The sequence below is a fragment of the Rhizobium etli CFN 42 genome, from assembly GCF_000092045.1.
Taxonomy (GTDB): Bacteria; Pseudomonadota; Alphaproteobacteria; order Rhizobiales; family Rhizobiaceae; genus Rhizobium; species Rhizobium etli.
In genome coordinates this window covers 3,731,720-3,757,485 of sequence record NC_007761.1, presented here as the reverse complement: position 1 = coordinate 3,757,485, position 25,766 = coordinate 3,731,720, and the positions used below count along the sequence as shown (strand labels likewise).

The following is a 25,766-nucleotide window of genomic DNA, read 5'->3' as shown; positions in this document are numbered from 1 at the left end:
AGATCGCCCGGAAGTTCCAGGGGATATGTTCCATGACGGTCAAGAGAAGCAACCCGCCCGGAATACCGGGACTGACGACAGACAATTGGCCGCGGATTAGGCGGTCATGAGGGTAAGGGACGAAGAGATGGGTAAGGTAACAGGGTTTCTGGAAATCGACCGGCAGGTGGCCAAGTATCAGCCGGCGTCGGATCGTATCCGCCATTTCCGCGAATTCACGATCCCGATGTCGGATCCGGAAGTGCAGAAACAGGCTGCGCGCTGCATGGACTGTGGCATCCCCTATTGCCACGGCCCCACCGGCTGCCCGGTGCACAACCAGATTCCCGACTGGAACGACCTCGTCTATAACAACAACTGGGAAGCGGCGATCCAGAACCTGCATTCGACCAACAACTTCCCGGAGTTCACCGGCCGCGTCTGCCCCGCCCCCTGCGAGGAAGCCTGCACTTTGAATCTCGAAGATGCGCCGGTTGCCATCAAGACGGTCGAGCAGGCGATTGCCGACAAGGCCTATGAGCTCGGCTTCATCCGGCCGCAGCCGGCCACCGTCCATACCGGCAAGAAGGTCGCCGTCATCGGTTCGGGTCCCGCCGGCATGGCGGCCGCCCAGCAGCTCGGCCGCGCCGGCCACGAGGTGCATGTCTATGAACGTGAGACCAAGCCGGGCGGCTTGCTGCGCTACGGCATTCCCGACTTCAAGATGGAGAAGAACTTCATCGATCGCCGCGTCGAGCAGATGAAGGGCGAGGGCGTCACCTTCCATTGCGGCGTCAATGTCGGTGTCGACGTCAAGGTTGAGCAGCTGCTTGCCGATCATGACGCCGTCCTTTACTGCGGCGGCTCCGAGACGCCGCGTGAGGCCGGCATTCCGGGTATTGACCTTGCCGGCGTGCATGATGCCATGCCCTATCTGGTCCAGCAGAACCGCCGCGTCGGGCGCGAGAACATTGACAGCGTCGGCTGGCCGTCGGATCCAATTCTTGCTGGCGCCAAACATGTCGTCGTTGTCGGCGGCGGCGATACGGCGTCGGACTGTGTCGGCACGGCGTTCCGCCAGGGTGCCGTCAAAGTCACCCAGCTCGACATCCGGCCGCAGCCGCCGGAGAAGGAAGACAAGCTCGCCGTCTGGCCCTTCTGGGCGACGAAGATGCGCACGTCCTCCTCGCAGGCCGAGGGTGCCGTCCGCGAGTTCCAGGTGGCGACGCTCGAATTCATCGGCGAAGACGGCGTGCTGACCGGCGTCAAGTGCTGCGAGGTCGACGAGCGCCGGCGGCCGGTCGCCGGCACGGAATTCGTCATTCGCGCCGATCTCGCCTTCATCGCCATCGGTTTCCGCGGCCCGTTCACAACAAGCGTGCTGAAGGAACTCGAAGGCAAGCTGACGCTCAACACCGACAAGCGCGGCTCGACCAATGTCGTCGCCAACGACCGCGACTACAAGACCTCGGTCGACAAGCTCTGGACGGCGGGCGATGTGCGCCGCGGCCAGTCGCTGGTGGTCTGGGCGATCCGAGAAGGCCGACAGGCGGCGCGCGCCATTGACGAGGCGTTGATGGGCTCGACCGTCCTGCCGAACTGATCGCGCCTCATATCGGCCGACGAAGATACGAACTCCGCCTTTCCGGCGGAGTTTTTGATTGTGCGCGGCGCGTCCGCGGGATCTCTTCTGCCGGTGCGACCGCTTGACGCGCCGGGGTGCGAGGCAAGCTTGAAGCAATGCCGGAGGGTGAGGCTTATGCCTGCCGCGGGCTCAGGAGGAGCCGTCGCGAATGATAGACAAGGATTATTCAATTGGTTTCTGCACTCGATAATACCAGGATGGTTTCGACCCAATATGCCTTGAAGAATCTTCGTAGCTCCGATGAAAGCTCAGAGGATACGCAGAGTTCGTCGGCGGCAAGCATTCTGTGCAGCTACGGACTCGATTCGAGCTCCGCGTCGCTGCTTTCCAATCAGGCGCTGTCGGGGCTGCTCGACACGCTTTCGTCCAAGGACGACACCCCCGACGAGACCGACACGACTGACGACAGCGCCGATGTGACCAGCGCCTCCTTCATGTCGATTCTGAAGCGGCAGTTGCAGGAAGCGGCCACGGCCGAAGGCGAAAGCGGCAAGGCCCATGACGTGCTGGCTGCGCTCGAAGCAGGCACGCTCACCATCTCCGATCCGACGCAGGGCGTGTCGATCCCCGCCTGGGACGTCGACGATCCGGATGAGGCCGATACGGAAAGCAAGGCCGGCGAGGCGATCAATGTCAGCGGCTGGAGCGATTTCCTCGATGCGCATCTGGAGCGCGGTTCCGACGGCGCCTTTGTCAAGGAGAACGGCAGCTATGTCGACCAGACGAACAACAGCAATGCCTTCTTCGGGCTGATCGGTTCGAACTATTATTATCTGAGCTGGCCACAGGCAGCTTAAAAAAGCCGCCTCGCATAGCCCTTTTTCATTTCACCGAGACCTCGGCCGGCGTTTTGGCCGCCGGCATGTGGTAGTCGTCGACGCGACCGACAGGTGCCGGCGTCATCTCGCCTTGCTCAACCAGGAGATCGCGCGGCGATTTCGTCAGCGTCACCGGTGGCGGTCTTGCGCCAAGCAGCTCGGCGCCGCCGTCGAGATTGGGATCGGAGAGGCTGATCGGCACGGTGTGCTCGACCGGATTGGTGGGAAGGCCGAGACCCGGCAAATTGCTTTCATCAAGGCGCACCAGATCAGGGCTTGCCTGGGTGCCAAGAATCCGGCGGGCCGGCTTTTCCACATAGAAGGCAAGCTTGCGTCGGCCGGCCTGCGTAAGGTTGATGCCGTCGGAAGTGCGCAGGCGCACCTGCTGCCCGTTCACGTCGGAACCGGTGACGATGAAGGTGCCGTTTTCGTCGACGAAACCATCCCAGATATCGACGAATTCGCCGCCGATACTCTCGACCTGGTTGCGATAGAGCTGGTTCATCTGGACAGCATCGGCGGTCATCTGATCGGATTCGAAGGCGGGAAGACCGACCCAGAGCAGCGGTATCTTGCGGCTCGTGACTTCCTTGCCGAAAAAAAGGACACGGCGGCGATATTCGGCAAACCAGCCGTCGGTGCGAAACTTCTCCTTCGCGCTGTCGGTCACCATCTGCTGGCGGTCATTGGCGCCGATCATGACGACGACCATTGCAGGCTTCAGCTCGTCGATCATTTTCGGCAATTGTTCCGGCCAGTCGTAATAGTCGTCGCGGACAAGGCCTGAGGAAATGTTGCCGCGGGCTTCGACGACGACGCCCGGTGAAGTTTCGAAGGCGGCGGTAAGCCCGTCGCCGAGGCCGCTGGCAAGGAAATCGCCGACGATCAGGATTTTCCGGGCGTCGCCAAGCTTCTGCACGACCGGCTCTTCCTGCACGGGCGGCCGCACAGGCGATGCGGTGCGGGTATTGATCACGGCTTTCTGCGCCGGCAGGCGCTTGCGCTGCTGGCGTCTCGGCTGCTCGACATCAGGCACCTGCGGCTCGTCGTCGAGATAGCGCCGGCCCAGGAAGAAATCGAGGATCGAGCGACGCTGGTAACGCTGCTCCTGGGCTTCGGCGACACGCACGGGCGCAAGCGCGCCGAGGCATAGCGCAGCCGTCGCCAAGGCGAGCGCGAGCCAGCTGATTGGGGTTCGATCAGTTTTCGTCATAGGCAGTTCCGCATCTGCCGGCATCTTGCACGCAGGGCAGGCCAGCGTCCACTCCGCATGTTATTTAGGTCACGGTTCTGCCGCTTCCAATCAGATTATTGTCCGGTGTCCGTGCCTAGCGGCGAAGTGCGTTCAAAAGCGGCAGCGAAGGCTCGCCGTCCGGCTGCATGCCGATGCGCTCTTGCACGGCAGAAATCGCCGCTTTCGAACCCGAGCCGAAATTGCCGTCAACCTCGCCATTATAATAGCCGAGCGTCTTGAGACGGGTCTGCAGCTCGAATTTCTCGGTGATGTCGAGCGCGCCGTCGGGACGCGGCCAGCGCTGCTGCATGCCGCCATAGCCGGCGATCTGGTCGGCCAGCAGGCCGACGGCAAGCGCATAGCTGTCCGAGGCATTGTAGTTCTTGATGGTGAAGAAGTTTGCCGTCATCAGAAAGCCGGGGCCGCCGGCTCCGGCCGGCATTTTCAGCACGGCTTTGGTACCGCCGTCGCGGAAGGCCTTGCCATTCGGCCGTTTCAGGCCGAGCTCCGCCCATTGGGCGAGCGTATGGGTCCTGCCGGCCTGCTTGGCGGATGCGGCGGGAACGACGACCTCGTAGCCCCAGGTCTTGCCTGTATCCCAGCCGTTCTTCATTAGCAGATTGGCTGAGGTCGCCAGCGCGTCCGGCACCGAATTCCAGATATCGCGATGACCGTTGCCGTCGGCGTCGACAGCGTAGAGCAGGTAGCTTGTCGGGATGAACTGAGTGTGGCCCATGGCACCCGCCCAGGAGCCGGTCATCTGACGTGCCGGCACATCGCCGTTCTGCAGGATTTTCAGCGCGGCAACCAGCTGCTTCTTGGCGAATTTGGCCCGGCTCGGATCGGCATAGGCAAGAGTTGCCAGTGCGCGCGGCACATAATGCAGCCGGTCGTCCTTGTCCAGAATCGCGCCATAATTCGATTCCATCGACCAGATCGCGAGCAGAATCGTCTTGTCGACGCCGAAGCGCTGCTCGATCGCATTGAGCGTCCGCGCATGCTTGACGGCCATTTCGCGGCCGATCCTGACGGTGTAGGGATTAACGCGGGAATCAATGTAATCCCAGATCTTCGAGGTGAATTCCGGTTGATAGGCCGCCTTTTCGAGCACGGTCGGGTCGGGTTCGCTCACACCGGAAAAGGCCTTTTGATAGGTTGCCTTACTGATGCCACTCTCAGCGGCTGTTTGGTAAAAGTCCGCGATCCATTTCTGGAACCGGGAATCGGCTTTCGCGTTGTCAGGGGCCAGCCCTACCTGGGCGGCGACAACGAGGGCTAGAGCAAGACCACGAAGGGAGTTTTTGTGATTCTGGATCATCGACAGTCGTATCCGTCATCTTCAGTTTTCGGTGCAGCAGGGGCATCATGTCCGCCCAGACCCGAGACTACAGGAACGGAGTCAACAAATTCTTTACCATGGCGGCCCGCGGCGGTCACCATTGCAAAACAGTAGCAATTCTATACTAGTCAGACGTGAACGGCTTTATTTAAAAGGCGATTTAGTCAAAGCAGGAGGCCTGTGTGGCGCATCACAATAAAGTTCGTAAGGCAGTTTTTCCGGTGGCAGGGTTGGGAACGCGTTTCCTGCCGGCAACGAAGGCTGTTCCGAAGGAAATGTTGACCGTTGTCGACAAGCCTATCATTCAATATGTCGTCGATGAGGCGCTGGAAGCCGGAATCGAGCATCTGGTCTTCGTCACCGGACGCAACAAGCACATTATCGAAGACTATTTCGACATTCATTTCGAGCTGGAACAGACGCTGCGCGAGCGTGCCAAGGAGGCGGAAATCACCCTTCTTGCCGAGCAACTGCCGAAGGCCGGCACGGTAAGCTTCACCCGTCAGCAGGAGCCGCTCGGCCTCGGTCACGCCGTCTGGTGCGCCCGCGAGATCGTCGGCGACGAACCTTTCGCGCTGCTGCTGCCCGATATGATCATGAAGGGCGACAAGGGCTGCATGAAGGGGATGATCGACCTCTACGCCCAGAGCGGCGGCAATATCATCGCCGTCGAGGAATGTGCCCCCGATCAGGCTCATAAATACGGCATCGTCGGCGTGGGCGAAGCGATCGGGGAAGGCTTCCGCATCACCGGCATGGTGGAAAAGCCTGCCAAGGGAACAGCGCCCTCGAATTTCTTCATCAACGGCCGCTACATCCTGCAGCCGGAGATCTTCAGGATCCTCGAAACCCAGGAGCGCGGCGCCGGCAACGAAATCCAGCTCACCGACGGCATGCTGAAGCTGCTGAAGGAACAGGATTTCGCCGGCTACCACTTCCGTGGCACGACCTACGACTGCGGCGCCAAGGATGGCTTCATCCTGGCCAACGTCGCCTACGCCCTCGAACGCGCCGATATCCGTCCGTCGGTCGAAGGCGGCTTCAAGGAACTGCTTGCCGGCCTGAATTAAGGTTTGCCAAAGCTATGGATGATCGAGCGCCGCGCCTCCCACCGGAGGCGCGGCGTTTAGCGTTTCAGCTTCAGGCCGACGCCGGCGCGCCATTGCTGCGAGCCATCGCCGTCCTTGCGCGTCGTCAGCTCGTAGCCGAGCGTGCTGGTGAGATCGAGATAGCGGTTGATGTTCCAGGTCAGGCCGGTCGCCGCAGTATAGACGAGCTCGTCGTTGATGGTGCTGTCGGTAGGATAATCGCGCCATATGACGCCGCCGATCATGGTTCCGACCAGATTGTCGCGCAGCTGGTGGGTGACCGTCGTCGTCAGCGCATGCGAGACGTAGCCGCTCTCGCCGGCGGTGGTCGAGGGCTGGATGCTCGTCTGCAGGTCGAGATTGACGTCGGTGCCGCGGATCGGCGACCAAAGCAGGCTCGCATCGAGCGTGGCCGTATCGATCGAGGCGAGCCGGCTGTCCTCGAAATCCGCCCTTTCGTAGCCGACGCCGACTTCACCCTTCAGCTTTTCGCCGAGGTCGACCTCGACGCCGGCCTTGGCGCCATAGCTATGGCCTGAGCGCTCGTAACCGGCGGAATCGCGCGTCTCGTCATAGATCGTACGGCCGATCGTGGCCTCAATGAAGGGGATGAGCGCGGGCGACAGTTCGTAGCCGACGCGACCGCGCAACGTACCGGTCGTCTGATTGCGATCGCTCAACGCCACGGTCGTGCCGTTCGCAAGCGTGGCGTCGGAATAGATCGAACGGTTCAGTGCCAGCGCCGTCGTGCCGCGCAGGATGCCGAAATCGCGCTGGACGGAGGCGCCGGCGGTGAACTCCTGCACATCGGACTGCTGTGCGGCATCGGCGATGGCGTCGGGATCGTCCGTATCCTCGCGGTAGAAATTGTAGCCGGTCGTGAGGTGCGCCACCGTGTCGTCGGCAAGGTCCAGCCGGAGATCGCCGTTCACCTTGAAAGACGGCTGCTCCTCGCCTTCGCCGCTGATATTCCTCTGCCAGGCGCCTTCCAACGTGACGGTCAGCTGGTGTCGTCCCCAGTCGGAGGTGAGCGTCGCGGCTGCGTCCGTTTCGAGGAAAGCGCGCCGCTGCCTGGTATTGCCGTCCTTGGTGGTCTCGGTGTTGATGCTTTGGGTCACGCTCGGACGGAGCACGAAGGTGCCGATCGGAATGCCGGGTGTTTCTGCCGTCGAGGCACTTTCGCCAGCCCTGCGGACCGGCGGCGTCTCGTCGATCCGCGCTTCACGGGTGTTCAGTCGGCGCATGTCCTCATCGAGGATGGAGCCGGTAATGTCGTCACTGGATTGCGCGTCCGGTATGGCGGACCTCTGCCGGGCATCGTCCGGGCTTCCCGCGTCACCCGTTGCCACAGGAACGGTAGAAACGTCGATTTCGTCATCGAAACCGGCGGCTGCGGCATTGTTCGTGGTGCGGTTATCCTGACCGGCGGAGCGGCTGGCGACAGGCTGCTGTGAGGCGGACTGCGCAAGTGCCGCAGTCTGGCCGAACAGCAGTGTGCCGAACGCAGTAAAGCAGACGACACGCCTCATCGCGCGGAGCGGCGTCACACTGCTCGTCTGTTTTGGCTGGCCCATTCACTCGCCTGACATGCTTTCGGTTCTTACTCAAAGGTAAAGCCTTGTAGTTAATCATTCGTTGCCGCCGGCAAGCGCTGTTCACGATTCGGAAATGGTGCGGGGTGGACTTGGAAAGTGAAAAGGTCTAACGCATCTCCATGAACAGAAGAGCGATCAAACTCGTTGAAAACAGCGTGCTCGAATCGGCAAAACGCACGATAGAGACCGAGAAACACGGTCTGGAAGCGCTCGAACGGGCCTTTGACAACGGACTGGCCGGTCCTTTCACCCGCGCCGTCGAGATCATCGGCGACATCTCTGGCCGGGTCATCGTTACCGGCGTCGGCAAGAGCGGCCATATCGGTACCAAGCTCGCGGCGACATTCGCCTCGACCGGCACCCCCGCCTTTTTCGTGCATGCGGCCGAAGCCAATCATGGCGATCTCGGCATGATCGCACGCGATGACGTCGTCTTGGCGATTTCCAAAGGCGGCGAAAGCGCCGAGCTCAAGAGTATCATTTCCTTCACTCGGCGCTTCTCGATCCCCTTGATCGCGATCACTTGCAGCGAAGCTTCCTCGCTTGCGACAGCCGCCGACATCGTGCTTCTGGTGCCGAACGAACAGGAGGCTTGCCCCAACGGGCTGGCGCCGACGACCTCGACGCTGATGCAGCTTGCACTTGGCGATGCCTTGGCGGTCGCACTCCTGGAGGCGCGGGGCTTTACCGCCACCGATTTCCACGTTTTTCATCCCGGCGGCAAGCTGGGTGCGAGCCTGATGCATGTCGCCGATATCATGCATACCGGCGAGAAGCTGCCGCTCGTTGTCAAGGGCACGCCGATGCCGGAGGCGATCACGGTGCTGTCGCGCAAGCATTTCGGCTGCGTCGGCGTGCTCGACCCGGATGGGCGGCTATGCGGCATCGTCACCGAAGGCGACATGGCTCGGAACCTGAGCCGCAATCTTGCCGAGCTTGCCGTCGACGACATCATGACGAAAACGCCGAAGACGGTGAAACCGACGATGCTGGCGACCGCTGCCCTGGCGCTGCTCAACCAGCACCACATTGGCGCCCTGATCGTCATCGACGAGGACAGCCGGCCGATCGGGCTGGTGCACTTCCATGACTTGCTGCGGATCGGCGTCGCCTGATCAGACCGGTTCGACCCGCAGGTCGCGGCCGTGACACGAGATTACCTTCACCTGTGTTCCAACGGGCAAATCAGGCCCCATTACCTGCCATAGCGTATCGTCGAGGCGGATGCGGCCGCGGCCCTCGCGGATCGGCTCCTGCAGCGTGGCGGTGCGTCCGACAAGACTTGCGCCGCGCTGATTGAGGAAGGGCTCGTCGGTCTCGGCGTTGCGCAGCGTCAGTCGGCGGCCGGCAAAGGTCGTCGCCACGGCCAGAAGCGCAAAAAGGATCGCCTGGATTTCCCAGATCCAGAAGGCGCTGTCCCAGAAGAGCAGCGACAGTGCGCCGACGATCAAGGCCGCGAGGCCGATCCAGACCAGGAAGAAACCGGGCACGATCATTTCGGCGGCGAGCAGCACGAGGCCTGTAACCCACCAGTTCCATGGACCGAGTTCCGCGATGATCTTCGCCAGCATGGCTTATCGCTCCTGATCCGGATTGAAAGGATTGGGGGCCGGCGGATTGATCGGCGGCGTAGAGCGGATCGGCGCGGGACGCGGACGCGGCGGGGAAGGCGGCGGCGGATTGCCGGCGTCACCGAACACTTCGCGGGCGATGGCGCCGATGCCGCCCAGCGAGCCCAGGATGGAAGAGGCTTCCATCGGCATCAGCACGATCTTGGAATTGGGCGCCGAGCCGACCGCGGCGAGCGCTTCGGTGTATTTCTGGGCGACGAAATAGTTGATCGCCTGAACGTCACCGGCAGCAATCGCTTCGGAGACCATCTTCGTCGCCTTGGCTTCGGCTTCGGCCAGTCGCTCGCGGGCCTCGGCGTTGCGGAAGGCGGCCTCGCGCTGGCCTTCTGCCTGCAAAATGGCGGATTGCTTGGCGCCCTCGGCCCTGAGGATCTGCGCGTTGCGCGCGCCTTCGGCTTCCAGCACCTGGGCGCGCTTCTCGCGCTCGGCCTTCATCTGGCGGGCCATCGCATCGACGAGGTCGCGCGGCGGCTGGATGTCCTTGATTTCGACGCGGGTGACCTTGATGCCCCAAGGCTGCACCGCCTCGTCGACGACGCGCAGCAGCCGGTCATTGATCGCGTCGCGATTGGAAAGCAGTTCGTCGAGATCCATGGAACCCATAACCGAGCGGATGTTGGTCATGGTGAGATTGAGAATGGCATTTTCGAGGTGAGAAACCTGGTAGGCGGCCTGGGCGGCATTCAGAACCTGAAAGAATGCGACGGCATCGGCTGAAACCGAGGCATTGTCTTTGGTAATCACTTCCTGGGTCGGCACATTCAGCACCTGCTCCATCACGTTCATCCGCGCCCCGACGCGCTCGATGAAGGGAGTGATGAGGTTAAGGCCCGGCTCCAGCGTGCGGGTATAGCGGCCAAAGCGCTCAATGGTGTAGCGATAGCCCTGCGGCACCGTCTTGATCCCGGCAAAGAGCACCAGAATGACGAAGATGACCAGCACGATCACGACGATGTCGAAGCCGCCGAACAGCATGAAAAATTCCTCCCATCGGCGCATGCGCACGCGCCTCACAACTGATGTGGTGAATTAGCATGTTCTTTGCGAGGAAGAAATGACACGCGCATGCACCACCTCCAGGTGAAAAGGAGGTTCTCGGCAAGGTCTTTGGCTTCTTCTCAGACCCAACCCTGCAATTCGCGGCGGACCACCTTTTCCAGCACCTTCATGCCGTCATCGCTGTCGTTGAGGCAGGGGATATGGGTGAACTTGTCGCCGCCGTTCTCGTGGAAGGAATGCGCGGCTTGTTCGGCGATTTCTTCCAGCGTTTCTAGGCAGTCGGAGACGAAGCCGGGATTGATGACGGCGATACGCTTGACGCCGTCCTGAGCGAGCTTTTCCACTGTCTTGTCGGTATAGGGTTGCAGCCATTCTTCCGGCCCGAAGCGGGACTGGAAGGTGACCATGAAGTTTTCCTGGGTCAGTCCGAGCCGTTCGCGCAGGAGCCGGCCGGTCTTTTGGCATTGACAGTAATAGGGGTCGCCCTGCTTGAAATAGGACATCGGGATGCCGTGGAAGGAGGCGAGCAGCATGTCCGGCTTCCAGTCGAGCGACGAAAGATGCCTTTCGACGGACTGGGCGAGCGCCTCGATATAGGTCTCGTCGTCATGATAGTCCGGCACGGTGCGCAGCGCCGGCTGCCAGCGCATCGAGAGCAGCTTCTGGAAGGCCTTGTCGTTCACGGTCGCGGTGGTCGCTGCCGCATATTGCGGATAGAGCGGAAAGAGCAGGATGCGGTCACAGCCCTCCTGCTTCAGCGTCTCGATGCGTGAAGCGATCGACGGCGTGCCATAACGCATCGCCCAGTCGACCTTGACGTTGGCAAGATCGTGCAGGCGCTTGGCCATCAGTTCAGCCTGGTTGCGCGTGTAGGTGCGGAGATAACTTTCGTTCTTCTCCTTGTTCCAGATCAGTTCGTAGGCCTTGCCGACCTTCTGCGGACGGGTGTTGAGCACGATGCCAAAGAGGATCGGATACCATTTCCAGGGCGACCATTCGATGACGCGGCGATCGGTCAGGAACTCCTTGAGATAGCGGCGCATCGAGGTGTAGTCGGTGCCGTCGGGCGTGCCGAGATTGACCAGCAGTACGCCGATCTTGCCTGATTTGATGGCTGGATGATCCGCCGGGCGGAGTGAAATATCTGCTGTCATTCTGGCCCCAACGGTCGTTGTCTCGTCGGCTTATACGCAGCCTCGAGAACATAGTTCACCCTATAGAAAGAAAAGCCGGCCCGGGAAACCCCGAGCCGGCCGATGGTGTCGAGACAAATCGTCTTACTTTGCAGGAACCTGGATCTCCTTGCCAACCGTCAGGTGGCGCGGGTTCGGCTTGCCGTTGGCCTCAGAAAGCTTCCGCCACAGCGTGCCGTCACCATAGAAGGTCACAGCCAGATCCCAGAAAGTGTCGCCGGCCGCGATGACATGGGTGGAAGGTGTTGTCGCGGCGGGTGCGGAGGCCGCGGGCGCCGGTTCTGTCGCGGGCGCGGGAGCTGCCGGTGTTGCCGGAGCTGGCGCGGCAGGGGCAGGCTCGGTGGCTGGTGCGGGTGCGGCCGGGGCAGGCTCGGCAGCCGGAGCGGGTGCAGCCGGGGCCGCCGGGGCAGGAGCTGGCTCAGTGGCCGGTGCAGGTGCCGCCGGCGCGGGAGCCGCCGGTTCGGCAGCGGGCGCCTGTGCCACGGTCGCGCCGATTTCGGTGACGCGGCCATCGGTATAGGGCTTATAAGGCGAATGCGCGGCGACGTAGTCGGCGGTCACGTCGGCAAGATCCGGGCCGTAATCGTAAGCATTCTTGCCTTCCTTGAAAATCGAATAGCCATCGCCGCCTGATCGCATGAAGTTGTTGGTGGCGATCTTGTAGGTCTTGGCCGGATCGATCGGCGCGAACTTGTCACCCTCCTTCACCTGAACATCGCTGACGCGGCTGCCGGCAGGCTTCGACTGGTCGAACGAGAACTTCAGGCCGGCGACCTGCGGGAAGCGGCCGGCGCCCTGATCGATCTGGCTGACGCCGTTTTCGAGCGCCTTGACGACGTCCGCGCCGGTTGCTTCAAAAGTGGCGAGGGTGTTCTGGAAAGGCAGGACGGTGATGACTTCGCCCTGGGTGATATCGCCGCCGTCGATAGACGCGCGCAGGCCGCCGCCGTTCTGAATGGCGATGGTGACACCCTGGTTCCTGGTGCGGTCAAGCATGGCGTCGGCCACCAGATTACCCATCGAGCATTCCTTGACGCGGCAGACCTTGCGGTCGCCCTCGATTGGACCTTCAGAGGAGCCGATCACCTTTTTGCGCAGTTCCTCGATCGGTTTTGCCAGTTCGGCGACGCGAGCGACGACGGCCGGATCGGGTGTAAAGGACGAGTCGATCAGGATCGGGTCGCCCTTGGCATCCTTGACGACGCCATTGTCGTCGAAATTGACGACGACATCGCCGAGATACTTGCTGTAAGAGGCGGCCTGGACGACCGGCACCTTATAGCCGCCGGGGTTGTCGACCATCGTCGGATACGGGCCTTCAGCCTTCGGATCGGTATTGGAGAGCAGACTATGGGAGTGGCCGCCGACGACGACGTCGACATCCGGAATCTTGGCGATGAAAGCGAGATCACGGGGATAGCCGACATGGGTCAGCGCAATGATCTTGTTGACGCCCTGGCCCTTCAGATCCTGGACGGCTGATGTGATCGTCTGAACGTCATCTTCGATTGTGACATTCGGGCCGGGGGAGGAGAGCTCTGGCGTATCGTTGGTGACGGCCCCGACGATGCCGATCTTCTGGCCGCCAACATCGAGCACCAGCGAGAGCTTGATGCGGTCGCCGAGCTTTGAGGCGGCGCTCGCCTTGACGTTCGCGGTCACGACGGGGAATTGCACCTTGTCGAGGAAGGTCGCAAGCCCATCCTCGCTGTCGTCGAATTCATGATTGCCGACGGTCATCGCGTCGAACTTCATCAGGTTCAAAAATTCGGCTTCGGCCGCGCCCTTATAGGTGGTGTAGAAGAGCGAGCCCTGGAAATTGTCGCCGGCGTTCAGCAGGAGGACATTCTTGCCTGACAGCGCCTGGCGGCGCTGGTCGATCGCGGTCTTCAGGCGGGCGGCGCCGCCGAAGCACTCCTTCTTGCCTTCCTCTTCAGCCGAGCAGGTGGAGTCGAATTTGTTGATCGATTCGATGCGTGAATGGAAATCGTTGATATGAAGAATATTGAGTTCGTAATCTGCAAAGGCGGCGCCCGCGCTCAGCGCCAGCATGGACGCGGTCAAAAGACCGAAGCTGAAAGACTTCGTCATCCCTGTTCTCCTGATTGAGGCGAAAGATCCCCCTGATCCCCGCCAATCCCTTCCAAAGCCCGCCGGGGCGGTTTCCCAGCGAGCAGATGTTCCATCAGACGATTCACAACCGCAAGGGAAAGCTGGATCAGAAGGGATTCTTTCCAAGAGGACCGGCACAAAAAAGCGGCCAGCTCTCTAGCGGGCGTCATCCCCTTCGAGGTGAGACCAGCATCAGCAGGACAAGGTTACCAGAAAGAGACTCGCACGGTAACCAGCACAAGACCGTCAGCGCATCCGCTCTTTTCAGCCGCGGCGGGAAAGTGTGAATTGTGCACCGGAATCCGAAGTGCAGTTGAGCTGGGTAGGATTGACGAGGGCGCAATTAACCTTGGACTGTGTCTTGCGCACCAGCGAGGTCATGTTGATCTCGACCAGTGTCGGCGAGGTATTGATATAGGTGCCGGAAGCAAGAAGCTGGTTGCTATCGGTCGTGCGGGTGGTGAAGGTACCGCCCTGGAACGTGGAGACGATGCCGTTCGGATCGCTCCAGCTGCCTTCAACGCCGTTGGCGAAGGGCGTGGCTGCAACCGGCAATGGCCGTGGCTCCGGCGAAACGCAGGAGGCAAGAGCGGCCGCTGCACCGACAAGAACGAGACCAGTTCTGATTTTCATAAGGCTTCTCCCGGCGAATCGGCGTGGCGGTCACCCGCCAAGTTCGGGCAAAACATGGCGTGCGTCTGCCATGATGGCAAGGCTTGGAGCAGTGGGGACGGCATTTATACAGCCAGCGTTACAAAAATGCCCGCCTCGCGGCGGGCATCTTCAAAGTTGCACTGACAATGTCAGCGAACGAGGATGTTCCTGAACTGCCAGGGATCCTTGGTGTCGATATCCTCAGGAAACAGACCGGGACGGCCGTCGAGTGGCGTCCAGTCGGTATAGTGGCCTTCGACCGGGCCGAGATAGGGCATCTGCACGTCGAGGCAGCGCTTGTAATCGATCTCGTCGGCTTCGACGATGCCGGCCTTGGGGTTTTCCAGCGCCCAGACCATGCCAGCGAGAACGGCGGAGGTCACCTGCAGGCCGGTGGCGTTCTGGTAGGGCGCGATGCGGCGGGTTTCTTCCAGCGACAGGCGCGAGCCATACCAGTAGGCATTCTTCTCGTGACCGTAGAGCAGGACGCCGAGTTCGTCGATGCCGTCCTCGAGCTCGTCCTCGTCGAGAACGTGATGGACCGGCTGCGGCGTGCCGCCGTTGCCGAACATCTCATGCAGCGAGAGCACGGCGTCGTTGGCCGGATGGTAGGCATAGTGGCAGGTCGGACGGAAGGTGACTTCGCCGTCCTTGTCGCGGACCGTGAAGTAATCGGCGATCGAGATCGACTCGTTGTGGGTGACGAGGAAGCCGTATTGCGGGCCGGGGGTCGGGCACCAGGTGCGCACGCGCGTGTTGGCGCCCGGCTGCTCCAGGTAGATCGCCGCCTTGTTGCCCTTCTTGTGCTTCTTGGCATTCTTCGGCATCCACTGCTCGTGCGTGCCCCAGCCGAGTTCGGCCGGCTGCATGCCTTCGGAGATGAAGCCTTCGACGGACCAGGTGTTCCAGAAGACGTTGAGCGGCTTCGGATGCTTGGTGCGCTGGGTGTCACGCTCGGCGATGTGGATACCCTTGACGCCGACCTTCTTCATCAGCTTGGCCCAGCCTTCGCGATCGTGCTGGTCCGGTTCCTCGAATTTAACGCCGGTATCATTGGCGAGGTTGACGAGTGCCTGCTTGACGAACCAGGAGACCATGCCCGGATTGGCGCCGCAGGTGGAGACGGCGGTGGCGCCGCCGGGGTTTTTCGCCTTTTCCTTGCGCACCGTCTCGCGCAGCGCATAGTTGGTGCGGTCGGCATTGCTCATGCCCTTGTCGAAATAGAAGCCAAGCCAGGGCTCGACGACCGTATCGATATAGAGAACGTCGAGCTTGCGGCAGAGCTTGATGATGTCGAGCGAGGAGGTGTCGACCGAAAGGTTGACGCAGAAGCCCTGGCCTTCGCCTTTCGTCAGCAGGGGCTTCAGCAGCTCCTTGTAATTGTCCTTGGTGACATATTCCTTGATGTGGCGAACGCCGTGTTTCTTCAGGATCTCCATGTCGGAGGGTTCTTCACGCGGGTCGATGACGACCATCCGGCTCTTGTCGAATTTGAAGTGGCGCTCGATCAGCGGCAGGGTGCCGCGGCCGATGGAGCCAAAGCCGATCATCACGATCGGACCGGTAATTTCGGCATATACCGGGTGGTTCTTGTCCGTCATTCTTTTCTCCTGTGGAAGGGGACGAAGGCGATCAGCCTGAAGAATTCTTTTGAAATTGCCGCAGAAATTGCGAGGTGACCGGCTCTAACCACAAAACGGCGTCACAATAAAGAGCGTTGACCGGGAAAGGCCAAATATCGGGGCGACGAGACCATCTGACCGAAAATCAGCGTTTCAGGATTTCCAGCCCTTCGACCGTCGTCGTCACCGCAAGCTCGGTGATGTCGTATTCGGCGACGCCATGGATGGTGAAGGGATCGGCGGCGACATAGGCCTCGATTTTGGCGCGGTCGCCGATGGCGATGATCGCGCCGCCGGTGCGCGGCACCTTGCGGCCGGAGGCGAGGAACCAGCCCTTGGCATAGCCCTCCTTCACCCAGGCCATATGCGGCTCCATGTGCCTGTCGGCCTCGTCATTGGATTTGCGATAGGTGAGGGAGAGAATGAACATGATCAGCTCCTCAGGAGGTTTGCGCGGATCAGCCCGCGCAGCGAGTTGCCGACATATATCGTGCCGGCATCGAGATCGGCAACTGTCAGACGACCGACGCGGGCCTTGCGCCCACAGAGGAGTTCGGTGCGCAGCACGCCCGCAAGAAGGCCGCAGGAGATCGGCGGAGTGCGCAGAATGCCGCTTCCGTCATCGAGAAAGATGGAGGTGATGGTGCCCTCGCAGACTTCATCGCGTTCATTCAGGAGGATGACTTCGTCGGCCTCAGCCTGAGCATATTCGGCGCGGGCGGTCTCGTAGAGGGTGCGCCGTGTGGTCTTGACGCGCAGCAGCCTGTCGGCGGAGTGGAGGCGGGTCTTGGCGATACGGACCTTCCAAACGGTCTCCGGCGCCAGTGGGAAAAAGGGCGCGCTCGTCACCTCGATCTCGCCTTGCAGGTCGAAGATCAGGCGGACGCGCAGCGGGCCGCCAGCGCCGGCAACGGCTGCTTCGAGCTTTCTTTGCGCATCGGTCGGTTGCGGAAAACCGAGGCGACGGGCGGAGCGGAAAAGCCGGGCGAGATGCAGGCGCAGACGGATGAAGCCTTCGCCGGGCTGCCAGCGCAGCGTCTCGATCAGCGAAAAATCGGTCATCGAGCGATCCATTGATCGCCAACGGCAAAGCGGGCCTTGAGCAGGCATTCCTCATATTCGGCCTCGGCTGTGGAATCAAAAACGATGCCGCCGCCGACATTGAAGACCGCCCTACCGCCGCCGAAAAGCGTCACGGTGCGGATGGCGACGGAAAAACGCATGGCGCCGGTCGGCGAGATCATGCCGATTGCGCCGCAATAGGCGTCGCGTGCGGTATCTTCGAGCGCGTGGAGGATTTCCATCGCCCGTATCTTCGGGGCGCCGGTGATCGACCCACAGGGGAAGAGGGCGGCAAAGATCTCGTGGATCGATAGGTCGGGTCGAAGTCTTGCCTGCACATGGCTGACCATCTGGTGGACGGTCGGATAGGTCTCGACGTCGAAGAGCTTCGGGACATCGAGCGTGCCGACCTCGGTGATGCGGGAGATATCGTTGCGCAGGAGATCGACGATCATGCGGTTTTCCGCCTGCGTCTTGATATCGTTGCGCATGGTCTTGATGATTTCGGCATCCTCGGCGGCGGTGGCGCCGCGTTTGGCAGTGCCTTTCATCGGATGCGTCTCGATCCAGCCTTGCTCGTCGGTGCGGAAGAACAATTCGGGCGAGCGCGACAGGATGACAGGGCCGCCGAGCTCGACCAGCGCGCCGTATTTGACCGGCTGGCGCTCGATCAGCGACCAGAAGGCAGCGCGCGGGTCGCCGTTCCAGCGGGCCTCGATCGGCATGGTGAGGTTCGCCTGGTAGGCGTCACCGAGTCTGAGATGCTCGTGAAGCCGGTCGAAACGCTCTTTATATATAGGGAAATCCCAGGCGGCCTTCGGGGCCGTGAGGAATTCCTCGTTTTCGAGGCGCTGTTTCGGCTGGGCAAGCGGATGCGTATCCGGCTGCGGCGTGTCGAAAACGCCGAAAAGGAGAAGCGGTGTTTCGCGGTTTTCGTCGGCAAAGGAGGCGAGTTTTTCTTCGAAGAGATATCCGGCCTCGTAGGCCATGTAACCGGCAAGCCATTTGCCTGCTGCCTTGGCCTCTTCCATTCTGACAAGGCCGGCGAAGAATTCGGCGCGCGTTCGCGCAATGATGATCTCGGCCGGTTCGGCGAAAAGCATCACTTGGCTGGTCGCGTCGTCGCGGAAGAGAATATAGGGTTGATCGGCCACGCAACGCTTTCGATTGTTCTGCTCCCCATGGCTCGGATGCGATCGGGAGCGTCAAATATTTTCTCTCTTCTCCACTCGGGGAGAAGATGCCCGAAGGGGAATGAGGGGGTGGAGTGAAGCGACGTCCTGAGCATATGCGCAGGAGAGGTTCTGCCGTGTGGCCCCCTCATCCGCCCGCCGACACCTTCTCCCCGAGGGGAGAAGGGACTTGCTCTCTCACGCCCTATCCAAAGTCTCCAACTCGTCGATAAGCCCTTCGATCATCGACAGGCCCTGGCTCCAGAACGACGGATCGGTGGCGTCGAGGCCGAAAGGCTTCAAGAGTTCGGAGTGATGCTTGGTGCCGCCGGCCTTCAGCAGTTCGAAATACTTCTCCTGGAAGCCCTTCTCGGTCTTCTGGTAGACGGCATAGAGCGAATTGACCAGGCAATCGCCGAAGGCATAGGCGTAGACATAGAAGGGCGAATGGATGAAGTGGGGGATATAGGCCCAATAGGTCTCGTAGCCCTCTGAAATATTGATCGCCGGCCCGAGGCTTTCCGACTGGACGGAGAGCCAAAGTTCGCCGATGTCCTCGGCGGTGAGTTCGCCTGCCTTGCGGGCGGTGTGCAGCTTGCGCTCGAATTCGTAGAAGGCGATCTGGCGCACGACCGTGTTGATCATGTCCTCGACCTTCTGGGCAAGCATCGCCTTGCGCTCGCGCCTGTCGGTGGTCTTTTCCAGGAGCGCGCGGAAGGTCAGCATCTCGCCGAAGACGGAAGCGGTCTCGGCAAGTGTCAGTGGTGTCTGGCACATCAGCGCGCCCTGCGCGCCGGCAAGAACCTGGTGCACGCCGTGGCCGAGTTCGTGGGCAAGCGTCATGACGTCGCGCGGCTTGCCCATATAATTGACGAGCACGTAGGGGTGAGCCGAGGGAACCGTCGGATGAGCGAAGGCGCCGGGCGCCTTGCCTGGGCGAACCGGGGCATCGATCCATTGCTCGTCGAAGAAGCGCCTGGCGATATCGGCCATCTCGGCGGCGAAATTGCCGTAAGCCGAGAGCACCGTGTCCTTCGCGTCCGACCAGGAGATCACGGCGCTAGACGTTTCCGGAAGGGGCGCGTTGCGGTCCCAGAAATTCATCTGCTCCATGCCGAGCCATTTCGCCTTCATTTTATAATAGCGGTGCGAAAGGCGGGGATAGGCTTCCCGGACGGCGGCGGCCAAGGCGTCGACAACCTCTCGCTCGACGCGGTTTGCCAGATGCCGGGAGTCGGCGATATCCTCGAAGCCGCGCCAGCGGTCGGAGATATCCTTGTCCTTGGCAAGCGTATTGGTAATCAGCGTGAAGATGCGGATGTTCGCCTTGAAGGTTTCGGCGAGCGCCATGGCCGCCTTGCGGCGTACTTCCGGATCCTTCTCCTGCAGCATGTTCAGCGCCACCTCAAGCGGCACTTTCTCGCCATCGATCTCGTAGCGAAGCTCAGCCATGGTTTCGTCGAAGAGGCGATTGAAGGCGGAGGCCGATGTCATCGACTTTTCAAGGAAGAGCTGCTCCAGCCTGTCATCGAGCTGATAGGGCTTATCTTTGCGCAGGTCGATCAGCCAGGGGCGATAATGGCCGGCATCGGGGTCCTTGGCCATGCAAGCGTCGATGACGGCGTCGTCGATCCGGTTCAGCTCGAGTGCGAAGAACAGGAGATGGCCGGAGAATTCGGTGATCTTGGCCTGGACATCGCCGTAGAGCTTGCCGTTTGCCGGATTGGTGGTGTCGGAGAAATAAGTGAGGCCGGCAAAGGAGCCGAGACGGCCCATGATATCGTCAAGCGCCTCATATTCCTTAAGCGCCGCGCCGATGCCTTCGGCGCCGGTCATCACTGCTGCTTCGGCGAGTTTGCCCTTCCACTTTTCTTCGAAAGCGATCGCGGCCTTGCCGGCCTTTTCCATGTCGGCGACAAAGGCGGTCGACGTGGCGGAGGGATAAAGATCCTGCAGCTTCCAGACCGGCAGGTCGCCGAGCGCCGGATCGGCCGCCGCCCCGGCTGGCGCTGCTGGCGAGAAAAAAAAGCCGGCGTGCAGGGGCTCGATTTTCATGGGCGCAATTCCTCTCCACTTTATAACAGGTCTGTTTGAATAAGCGCGAGAAGGCCCCGCATCAAGGGCCTTTCGGCGCTTAAAAGGCCTCGCTTCGGCACGAAATCGGGTCTTCGCAATCGTTAAAATGCAATTATTTCTCAAAACTGGATGTTCAAGCCTTTCTGCCAGAGTGCGCTTCATGGTTTCGCATGAAGTGGAGCGACAATGACCGGTTACAATGAGCTCAAGGGAGCAGGACAAATCCTCGTGGTCGAAGACGACCCGGTGCAGCGCCGCCTGCTCAAGAACGCAATCGAGCGTCACGGCCATGTCGTGCACCAGGCGGAAAACGGCCGGATCGGCCTGGAAATGGTCAAGCGCGACAGCGGCCTTTTCAACGTCATCGTGCTCGACCTGATGATGCCCGAGATGACCGGTCTCGAATTCCTCGACGCGCTTCACGAATTCGGCACCCAGATCCCGGTCATCGTGCAGACGGGACAGGGCGGCATCGAAACCGTCGTGCAGGCGATGCGCGCCGGCGCCTTCGATTTCGTCGTCAAGCCGGTCTCACCCGAACGGATCGCTACCTCGATCTCCAACGCCATGAAGCTCGACCAGCGCGAGGTGAAGGCGCGGGCCGGACGCCGATCGCGCGCGGGCTCAGTCGGGTTCGACGACATCGTTTCGGCCAGCCCGGCGATGATCCGCGTCATCGACCTCGCGCAACGGGCAGCGCAATCGAACATTCCGGTCGTGCTCGAAGGCGAATCCGGCGTCGGCAAGGAGCTGGTGGCGCGCGCCATCCAGTCCGGCGGCGAGCGCTCCAACAAGCCGTTCGTCACCGTGAATTGCGGCGCGATCCCGCACAACCTCGTCGAAAGCATCCTCTTCGGCCACGAAAAAGGCGCCTTCACCGGCGCGACTGAACGCCACATTGGCAAATTCATGGAGGCCGACGGCGGCACGATCTTCCTCGACGAAATCGGCGACCTGCCGCTCGAAGTGCAGGTGAAGCTGCTGCGCGCCGTGCAACAGGGCGAGATCGAGACCGTCGGCGCGCGCACCGCGCATAAGGTCAACGTCCGGCTGATCTCGGCAACCAACAAGGATCTGATCGAAGAGGTCAAGAACGGTCATTTCCGCGAGGACCTTTATTACCGCCTCAATGTCTTCCCGATCACCATTCCGGCGCTGCGCAAGCGCAAGGAAGACATTCCGCATCTCGTGCGCGTCTTTGCCGACCGTTTCTCCAGCGAGCAGAAGAACGGACGCCGCATGACTGTCAATTCAGGCGCGCTGGCACTGCTGACCGCCTATGATTGGCCCGGCAATATCCGCCAGCTGGAAAACGCGATCTTCCGTGCGGTCGTTCTGGCCGAGGGGCCGGAGCTGACCGAGGCGGATTTCCCGCAGATCGCCGCCCAGCTTCCGGAATATGAGGTGGTGGATCACCTGGCGCTCGTGGCCGACAACACCGGCCTCGAGCCGGACGAGGCATATAGCGAAGAATACCGGGCGCCGACGGAGTTCCATCATCACCGCCTGTCCGAGACTTCCGAAAATGCTATCGCCAGCGTCAATCCCTCCGGAGACGTGCGCAAGCTTGCCGACGTTGAGGAGGAGCTCATCCGATTCGCACTCAAATTCTATCGTGGGCAGATGAGTCAAGTGGCGCGCAAGCTTGGCATCGGCCGGTCCACACTTTATCGCAAGCTCAAAGATTACGGCATAGATCCCGATAATCCCCAGAAAGATGCGGCTTAGGGCCCTATTTATTAAGACTCGGGCAACCACGATTTGTTACTGATCATAAACCACTTGTTAGTGGCTCGTTCACTATGTAAAGAAAAGGTTGATCATGTGTGGCATTTTTGCCATCGTGTGACCGCATTTGACAGTCATCTGAGACAGTACGGGACATTGTCTGTCTGACGGGGATCGAGTTGCCGAATCTGAATGGGAATTCCAAGCCTTCGCGCTTGAGCTGGCGTTCTTTGTGCGCCGACATCTGCGGAAAGGCAGTAAGGACGGCGGCGGCCGCCCTTCTTGCGCTTGCAGTTTCCTCACCGGTATTCGTCAGTACGCCTTCTCAAGCAGCGGGCGAAACCCGCAGTCTCAAACTCTATTTCATCCATACCGGCGAAAAAGCCGTCATCACCTACAAGCGTAACGGCAAGTTCGACCCGAAGGGTCTGGAGCAGCTGAACCGCTTTCTGCGCGACTGGCGCAAGAACCAGCCGACCAAGATGGATCCGCGTCTGTTCGACCTGATCTGGGAAGTCTATCGCCAGAGTGGTTCCCGGGATTACATCAACGTTGTCTGCGGTTTCCGTTCGCCGGCGACCAACGAGATGCTGCGCGGCCGCTCGCGTAATTCCGGCGTCGCCGAAAAGAGCCAGCACATGCTCGGCAAGGCGATGGACTTCTTCATTCCCGACGTCAAGCTTGCGACGCTGCGGGCCATCGGCATGAAGATGCAGATCGGCGGCGTCGGTTTCTATCCGAAATCCGGTTCGCCCTTCGTGCACATGGATGTCGGCGGCGTTCGCGCCTGGCCGCGCATGAGCCGCGACGAGCTCGTCCGGCTGTTCCCGAACGGCAACACCATTCACATCCCGGCCGACGGCAAGCCGCTGCCCGGCTACCAGCAGGCGATGGCCGATTACAAGCGCCGCGTCAGCGGCACGCAGATCGAGATCGCCAGCGCGTCCGAATCGGCGCCGAAGCACAAGACGCTGTTTGCAGCGCTGTTTGGCGGCGGGGCAGACGAACAGGAAGACGATTCCGATGATTCGGCTCCCGTTGCTGTCGCCAAGGCGACGCCGCCGAAGGCGGAGCCTGCTCCTGCCGAGCCGCAGCAGACCGAGGTCGCAGCCTTGAATGCGCCGGTGCCGCAGGTTCGCCCGGCCTTCAGCAACCAGCCGGCCGGCAGCGAAATGGCCAGTGCGTTGGTGGCGCCGTCTTCGGGTAATGCCGCGCAGCAGGCCCTTGCCGCGGCGCTCCCGGCCGATCAGGCCCAGCCGCAGCAATTCGCCGATCTCAGCGCCTACAGCATTCCCGTTCCCTCGCTTCTCGGTCAGCGCCGCGCGCCTGGTGACGCTGAGGTCGCGTCGGTCGATCCGAACATGCAGAACGGAATGCCGGTTCCCACCCCGGTCGAGCGCCCTGCCGTTGCCGAAAATCTGCTTGCTGCGGCGGATGCCGATCCGGAAGCGGAGGCAGACGAGGCCGATCAGGATGGCGGCCTGTCTCCTGCCATCGCCGACGCGCTTGAGCAGCAGAACAAGGATACGGAAAGCCAAGTCGGCTCGCATGAGCCTCAAATGAGCGTAGAGCAGGCAATCGCCGCCGCGATGCCGCAAAAGCCGCCCGCCGAAAGGCCGTCATTGCAGCTTGCGGCTTTGGCGCCGGCGACGAAATCGGCGAGCTTCGGTGACGCTTTCGACGCCCCGGCTGCCGAGAGCCCCGCGCCGCAGCCCCTTCCGGTCAAGGGCGGCCGTCCGACGCAGAAGGAAGCCGCCGCAGCCGATGCCAGCCGTGCGACGGTGCGTGCCGAGCCGAAGCTGACGCAGAAGATGATCTCGCAGTGGGCGCTGACCAATGCCCGTCTCGAAATGGCGTCCAAGCAGGTCAAAGCGCCGCGCTTCGTCAGCCAGACGATGCGCGCCCAACCGACCGCTGTCTATGCCGAGGGCTTCAACGTTAAGACAGCTTCGGTCGATCCGGCCCGCTTCAGCGGAACGGCCGTCAATTTCATGGAAGTGCGCAAGTTCAACACGAACTAAGCCTGCCGATCTCGTCAGACCGAAAAACCGCCGGAGTGATCCGGCGGTTTTTCTTCTGACTGTCCGAGCGATTGGCCAATTGTGGCCAGCTGGATCCGGCGCAAAAGAAAAGCCGCCGGAGGAGGCGGCTTTCGAAAGCAGCGATGTCGGCGAATCAGCCTTCCGGTGGCGCCTCGATCATGCCGAGTGCATGCAGATAGGTGTCGAGGATTGCTTCCTCCTCCATGCGCTCCTGCTCGTCCTTCTTGCGCAGGGCCACGACCTTCTTCAGAATCTTGGTATCGAAGCCCATTCCCTTGGCTTCGCCATAGACGTCCTTGATGTCGTCGGCGATGGTCTTCTTTTCTTCTTCCAGCCGTTCAATGCGCTCGATGAAAGCGCGAAGCTGATCGCGGGCGACGCCATGAGCATCAGACATCGTGTTCTCCTGATTTTTCGGTGATCAATTCGGGATGCACGTGACTGCCGCGAAGCGGCGTCACGGTCAAGCCTGTTAAAGGCCAAGCGGACTATTTGTGTGGCTTGTTCAGCTCAAATGCCGCCTTTTGCACAGGCGAGGCCTCCTTCTGGTGGAGGTTCTTCCAGTCCTCATAGGGCATGCCGTAGATCATCTCGCGCGATTCGTCGCGGGTGACCGGAACCCCTTCGGCCTCGGCGGCTTCGCGGTACCAGTTCGACAGGCAGTTGCGGCAGAAGCCGGCCAGGTTCATCAGATCGATGTTCTGGACGTCACTGCGGTCACGAAGATGCGCGACCAGACGCCGGAAGGCGGCGGCTTCGAATTCGGTCTGTTGTTTCTTGCTGAGCGCGGTCATCTCGCTCTCCTTTCATTCCGTGGGCCTCAATAGGGGCCGGTGCGCGACGGATGGACGTCGTATTCGTGCAGGGCCGGGTCGGCATTCATCGCTGTGAAAATCGGCGCCAGGCGCTCGGCCCATGCCGATATGCCGGCTTCATCGGCGATCAAATCCTGACGCACTTCGAGGAGGGCATGCGGAATGCCTGTCACCATGCAATGGCGGTACATGGTATCGCCCTTCAGAGCGCCGTCATAGGGCTCGTTATCGCCGACGACGAGGTCGGGATCAGTGCGCAGCATGTCGAGTAGCGGCCCGACGGCACGCCGGTCGCTGTCCCAGAGCACCGCGGCGTGCCAGGGTCGGGGAATGCTCTTCCACGCCGGCGTGAAGGAGTGCAGCGACAGCACCAGCGGTGCCTTACCGGTGCTATTTGCCACCGTGTCGATCGTGCCTGCTACGGCATTGTGGTAGGGGCGATGAAAGGCTTCGATCCGGTAATTCCATTCCTGCGGCGTGATCGGGTGATTGCCGGATATGACGGCGCCGTCTGAGATCTTCATGATCAGCGTCGGGTCGTCCTCCCCGCGGTTCGGGTCGATCAGCAGGCGCGAGAAACTGCCGAGCACTGCCGGCACCCCGAGCCTCACCGAAAGCTGTCGCGTCAGCCCCTCGATGCCGATGTCGTAGGCGATGTGGCGGGAGAAGGCAGACTCAGGCAGGCCGAGCCTTTCATACCGGGCGGGAAGGCGGTTCATCGCGTGATCGGCGAGGATCACCATGCCTTTGTCATGTTTTCCGGGTAGAATTTCGAAGGATTGGAAATCGTCCATGGAGGAATTGCCGTGGCCATTGCGCAGTCGCGCCCAGTGATTGCATGAGCCCGCGAGCGATTCAAGCGCGACACGCGACGAGAGCGGATATGAACCTCCGCGGGCAGTTATGAAAGGAAATATAATCGATTAGCATTGCGTTGACTTTCGGATGGCGGCGGCGCAAGA

General features: G+C 61.3%; 22 protein-coding genes. 6 read left to right on the top strand and 16 right to left on the bottom strand.

Going from position 1 to position 25,766, the window contains the following annotated elements:
* Positions 1-127: 127 nt before the first annotated feature.
* Together RHE_RS18220 and RHE_RS18215 are read left to right on the top strand one after the other, a co-directional pair.
* Positions 128-1,582, top strand: a complete 1,455-nt coding sequence (locus RHE_RS18220) for a glutamate synthase subunit beta (protein WP_004677801.1) — start codon at positions 128-130, stop codon at positions 1,580-1,582.
* 212 nt (positions 1,583-1,794) lie between these two features.
* Positions 1,795-2,421 (top strand): hypothetical protein, encoded by a 627-nt coding sequence (locus tag RHE_RS18215; protein WP_011426782.1) that lies wholly within the window; start codon positions 1,795-1,797, stop codon positions 2,419-2,421.
* Positions 2,422-2,446: 25 nt separating this feature from the next.
* Here RHE_RS18215 and RHE_RS18210 read toward each other — a convergent pair whose 3' ends face one another.
* Together RHE_RS18210 and RHE_RS18205 are read right to left on the bottom strand one after the other, a co-directional pair.
* Complete coding sequence (locus RHE_RS18210; protein ID WP_011426781.1) at positions 2,447-3,679, bottom strand: SGNH/GDSL hydrolase family protein; 1,233 nt, start codon at positions 3,677-3,679, stop codon at positions 2,447-2,449.
* A 91-nt stretch (positions 3,680-3,770) separates the two neighbouring features.
* Positions 3,771-4,994, bottom strand: a complete 1,224-nt coding sequence (locus RHE_RS18205; protein WP_011426780.1) for a lytic murein transglycosylase — start codon at positions 4,992-4,994, stop codon at positions 3,771-3,773.
* A 203-nt stretch (positions 4,995-5,197) separates the two neighbouring features.
* Between RHE_RS18205 and galU the strand changes: the two genes are divergently transcribed.
* Positions 5,198-6,085: a UTP--glucose-1-phosphate uridylyltransferase GalU gene (galU, locus tag RHE_RS18200; RefSeq protein ID WP_011426779.1), complete on the top strand. Its 888-nt coding sequence runs from the start codon at positions 5,198-5,200 to the stop codon at positions 6,083-6,085.
* 56 nt (positions 6,086-6,141) lie between these two features.
* Here the strand turns inward: galU and RHE_RS18195 are convergent, their stop codons facing one another.
* Complete coding sequence (locus tag RHE_RS18195; protein WP_011426778.1) at positions 6,142-7,677, bottom strand: outer membrane beta-barrel protein; 1,536 nt, start codon at positions 7,675-7,677, stop codon at positions 6,142-6,144.
* Between the two features lie 140 nt (positions 7,678-7,817).
* On the opposite strand from RHE_RS18195, the gene RHE_RS18190 reads away from it, so the two are divergent.
* On the top strand, positions 7,818-8,813 hold the full coding sequence (locus RHE_RS18190; RefSeq protein WP_011426777.1) for a KpsF/GutQ family sugar-phosphate isomerase: 996 nt from the start codon (positions 7,818-7,820) through the stop codon (positions 8,811-8,813).
* On the opposite strand, the gene RHE_RS18185 is transcribed toward RHE_RS18190, so the two are convergent.
* The 10 genes from RHE_RS18185 to RHE_RS18140 form a co-directional block, all read right to left on the bottom strand.
* Positions 8,814-9,269, bottom strand: coding sequence for an NfeD family protein (locus RHE_RS18185; protein ID WP_011426776.1), 456 nt, complete (start codon positions 9,267-9,269; stop codon positions 8,814-8,816). It abuts the gene before it with no gap.
* Between the two features lie 3 nt (positions 9,270-9,272).
* Positions 9,273-10,304, bottom strand: coding sequence for an SPFH domain-containing protein (locus tag RHE_RS18180; protein WP_011426775.1), 1,032 nt, complete (start codon positions 10,302-10,304; stop codon positions 9,273-9,275).
* A 143-nt stretch (positions 10,305-10,447) separates the two neighbouring features.
* Positions 10,448-11,482, bottom strand: coding sequence for a ferrochelatase (hemH, locus tag RHE_RS18175; protein ID WP_011426774.1), 1,035 nt, complete (start codon positions 11,480-11,482; stop codon positions 10,448-10,450).
* 123 nt (positions 11,483-11,605) lie between these two features.
* Complete coding sequence (locus RHE_RS18170) at positions 11,606-13,612, bottom strand: bifunctional metallophosphatase/5'-nucleotidase (RefSeq protein WP_011426773.1); 2,007 nt, start codon at positions 13,610-13,612, stop codon at positions 11,606-11,608.
* A 285-nt stretch (positions 13,613-13,897) separates the two neighbouring features.
* On the bottom strand, positions 13,898-14,266 hold the full coding sequence (gene omp10 / locus RHE_RS18165; protein WP_011426772.1) for an outer membrane lipoprotein Omp10: 369 nt from the start codon (positions 14,264-14,266) through the stop codon (positions 13,898-13,900).
* 170 nt (positions 14,267-14,436) lie between these two features.
* Positions 14,437-15,888: a homospermidine synthase gene (locus RHE_RS18160; protein ID WP_011426771.1), complete on the bottom strand. Its 1,452-nt coding sequence runs from the start codon at positions 15,886-15,888 to the stop codon at positions 14,437-14,439.
* Positions 15,889-16,054: 166 nt separating this feature from the next.
* Positions 16,055-16,339, bottom strand: a complete 285-nt coding sequence (locus tag RHE_RS18155) for a YciI family protein (protein WP_011426770.1) — start codon at positions 16,337-16,339, stop codon at positions 16,055-16,057.
* Between the two features lie 2 nt (positions 16,340-16,341).
* Entirely contained in the window at positions 16,342-16,971 is a 630-nt protein-coding gene (locus tag RHE_RS18150; protein ID WP_042119333.1) for an aminotransferase class IV family protein, read from the bottom strand.
* Positions 16,968-18,074 (bottom strand): aminodeoxychorismate synthase component I, encoded by a 1,107-nt coding sequence (locus RHE_RS18145; protein ID WP_244425797.1) that lies wholly within the window; start codon positions 18,072-18,074, stop codon positions 16,968-16,970. The genes RHE_RS18150 and RHE_RS18145 overlap by 4 nt, the downstream gene beginning before the upstream one ends.
* Positions 18,075-18,341: 267 nt before the next feature.
* On the bottom strand, positions 18,342-20,198 hold the full coding sequence (locus RHE_RS18140; RefSeq protein ID WP_020922245.1) for a M3 family oligoendopeptidase: 1,857 nt from the start codon (positions 20,196-20,198) through the stop codon (positions 18,342-18,344).
* Between the two features lie 207 nt (positions 20,199-20,405).
* Here RHE_RS18140 and RHE_RS18135 point away from each other — a divergent pair, with 207 nt between their 5' ends.
* Positions 20,406-21,947: a sigma-54-dependent transcriptional regulator gene (locus RHE_RS18135; protein WP_011426766.1), complete on the top strand. Its 1,542-nt coding sequence runs from the start codon at positions 20,406-20,408 to the stop codon at positions 21,945-21,947.
* A gap of 179 nt (positions 21,948-22,126) precedes the next feature.
* Positions 22,127-23,968, top strand: coding sequence for a DUF882 domain-containing protein (locus RHE_RS18130; RefSeq protein ID WP_011426765.1), 1,842 nt, complete (start codon positions 22,127-22,129; stop codon positions 23,966-23,968).
* A gap of 154 nt (positions 23,969-24,122) precedes the next feature.
* On the opposite strand, the gene RHE_RS18125 is transcribed toward RHE_RS18130, so the two are convergent.
* The 3 genes from RHE_RS18125 to RHE_RS18115 all read right to left on the bottom strand — a co-directional run bounded on the left by RHE_RS18125 (position 24,123) and on the right by RHE_RS18115 (position 25,598).
* The gene (locus RHE_RS18125) at positions 24,123-24,386 is read right to left on the bottom strand and encodes a DUF2312 domain-containing protein (RefSeq protein WP_008533181.1); all 264 of its coding nucleotides are present in this window, start codon (positions 24,384-24,386) and stop codon (positions 24,123-24,125) included.
* A gap of 91 nt (positions 24,387-24,477) precedes the next feature.
* Positions 24,478-24,783 (bottom strand): DUF1244 domain-containing protein, encoded by a 306-nt coding sequence (locus RHE_RS18120; RefSeq protein WP_011426764.1) that lies wholly within the window; start codon positions 24,781-24,783, stop codon positions 24,478-24,480.
* A gap of 26 nt (positions 24,784-24,809) precedes the next feature.
* A complete protein-coding gene (locus RHE_RS18115; protein ID WP_011426763.1) occupies positions 24,810-25,598 on the bottom strand; it encodes an N-formylglutamate amidohydrolase in 789 nt (262 codons plus the stop codon).
* Positions 25,599-25,766 lie beyond the last annotated feature (168 nt).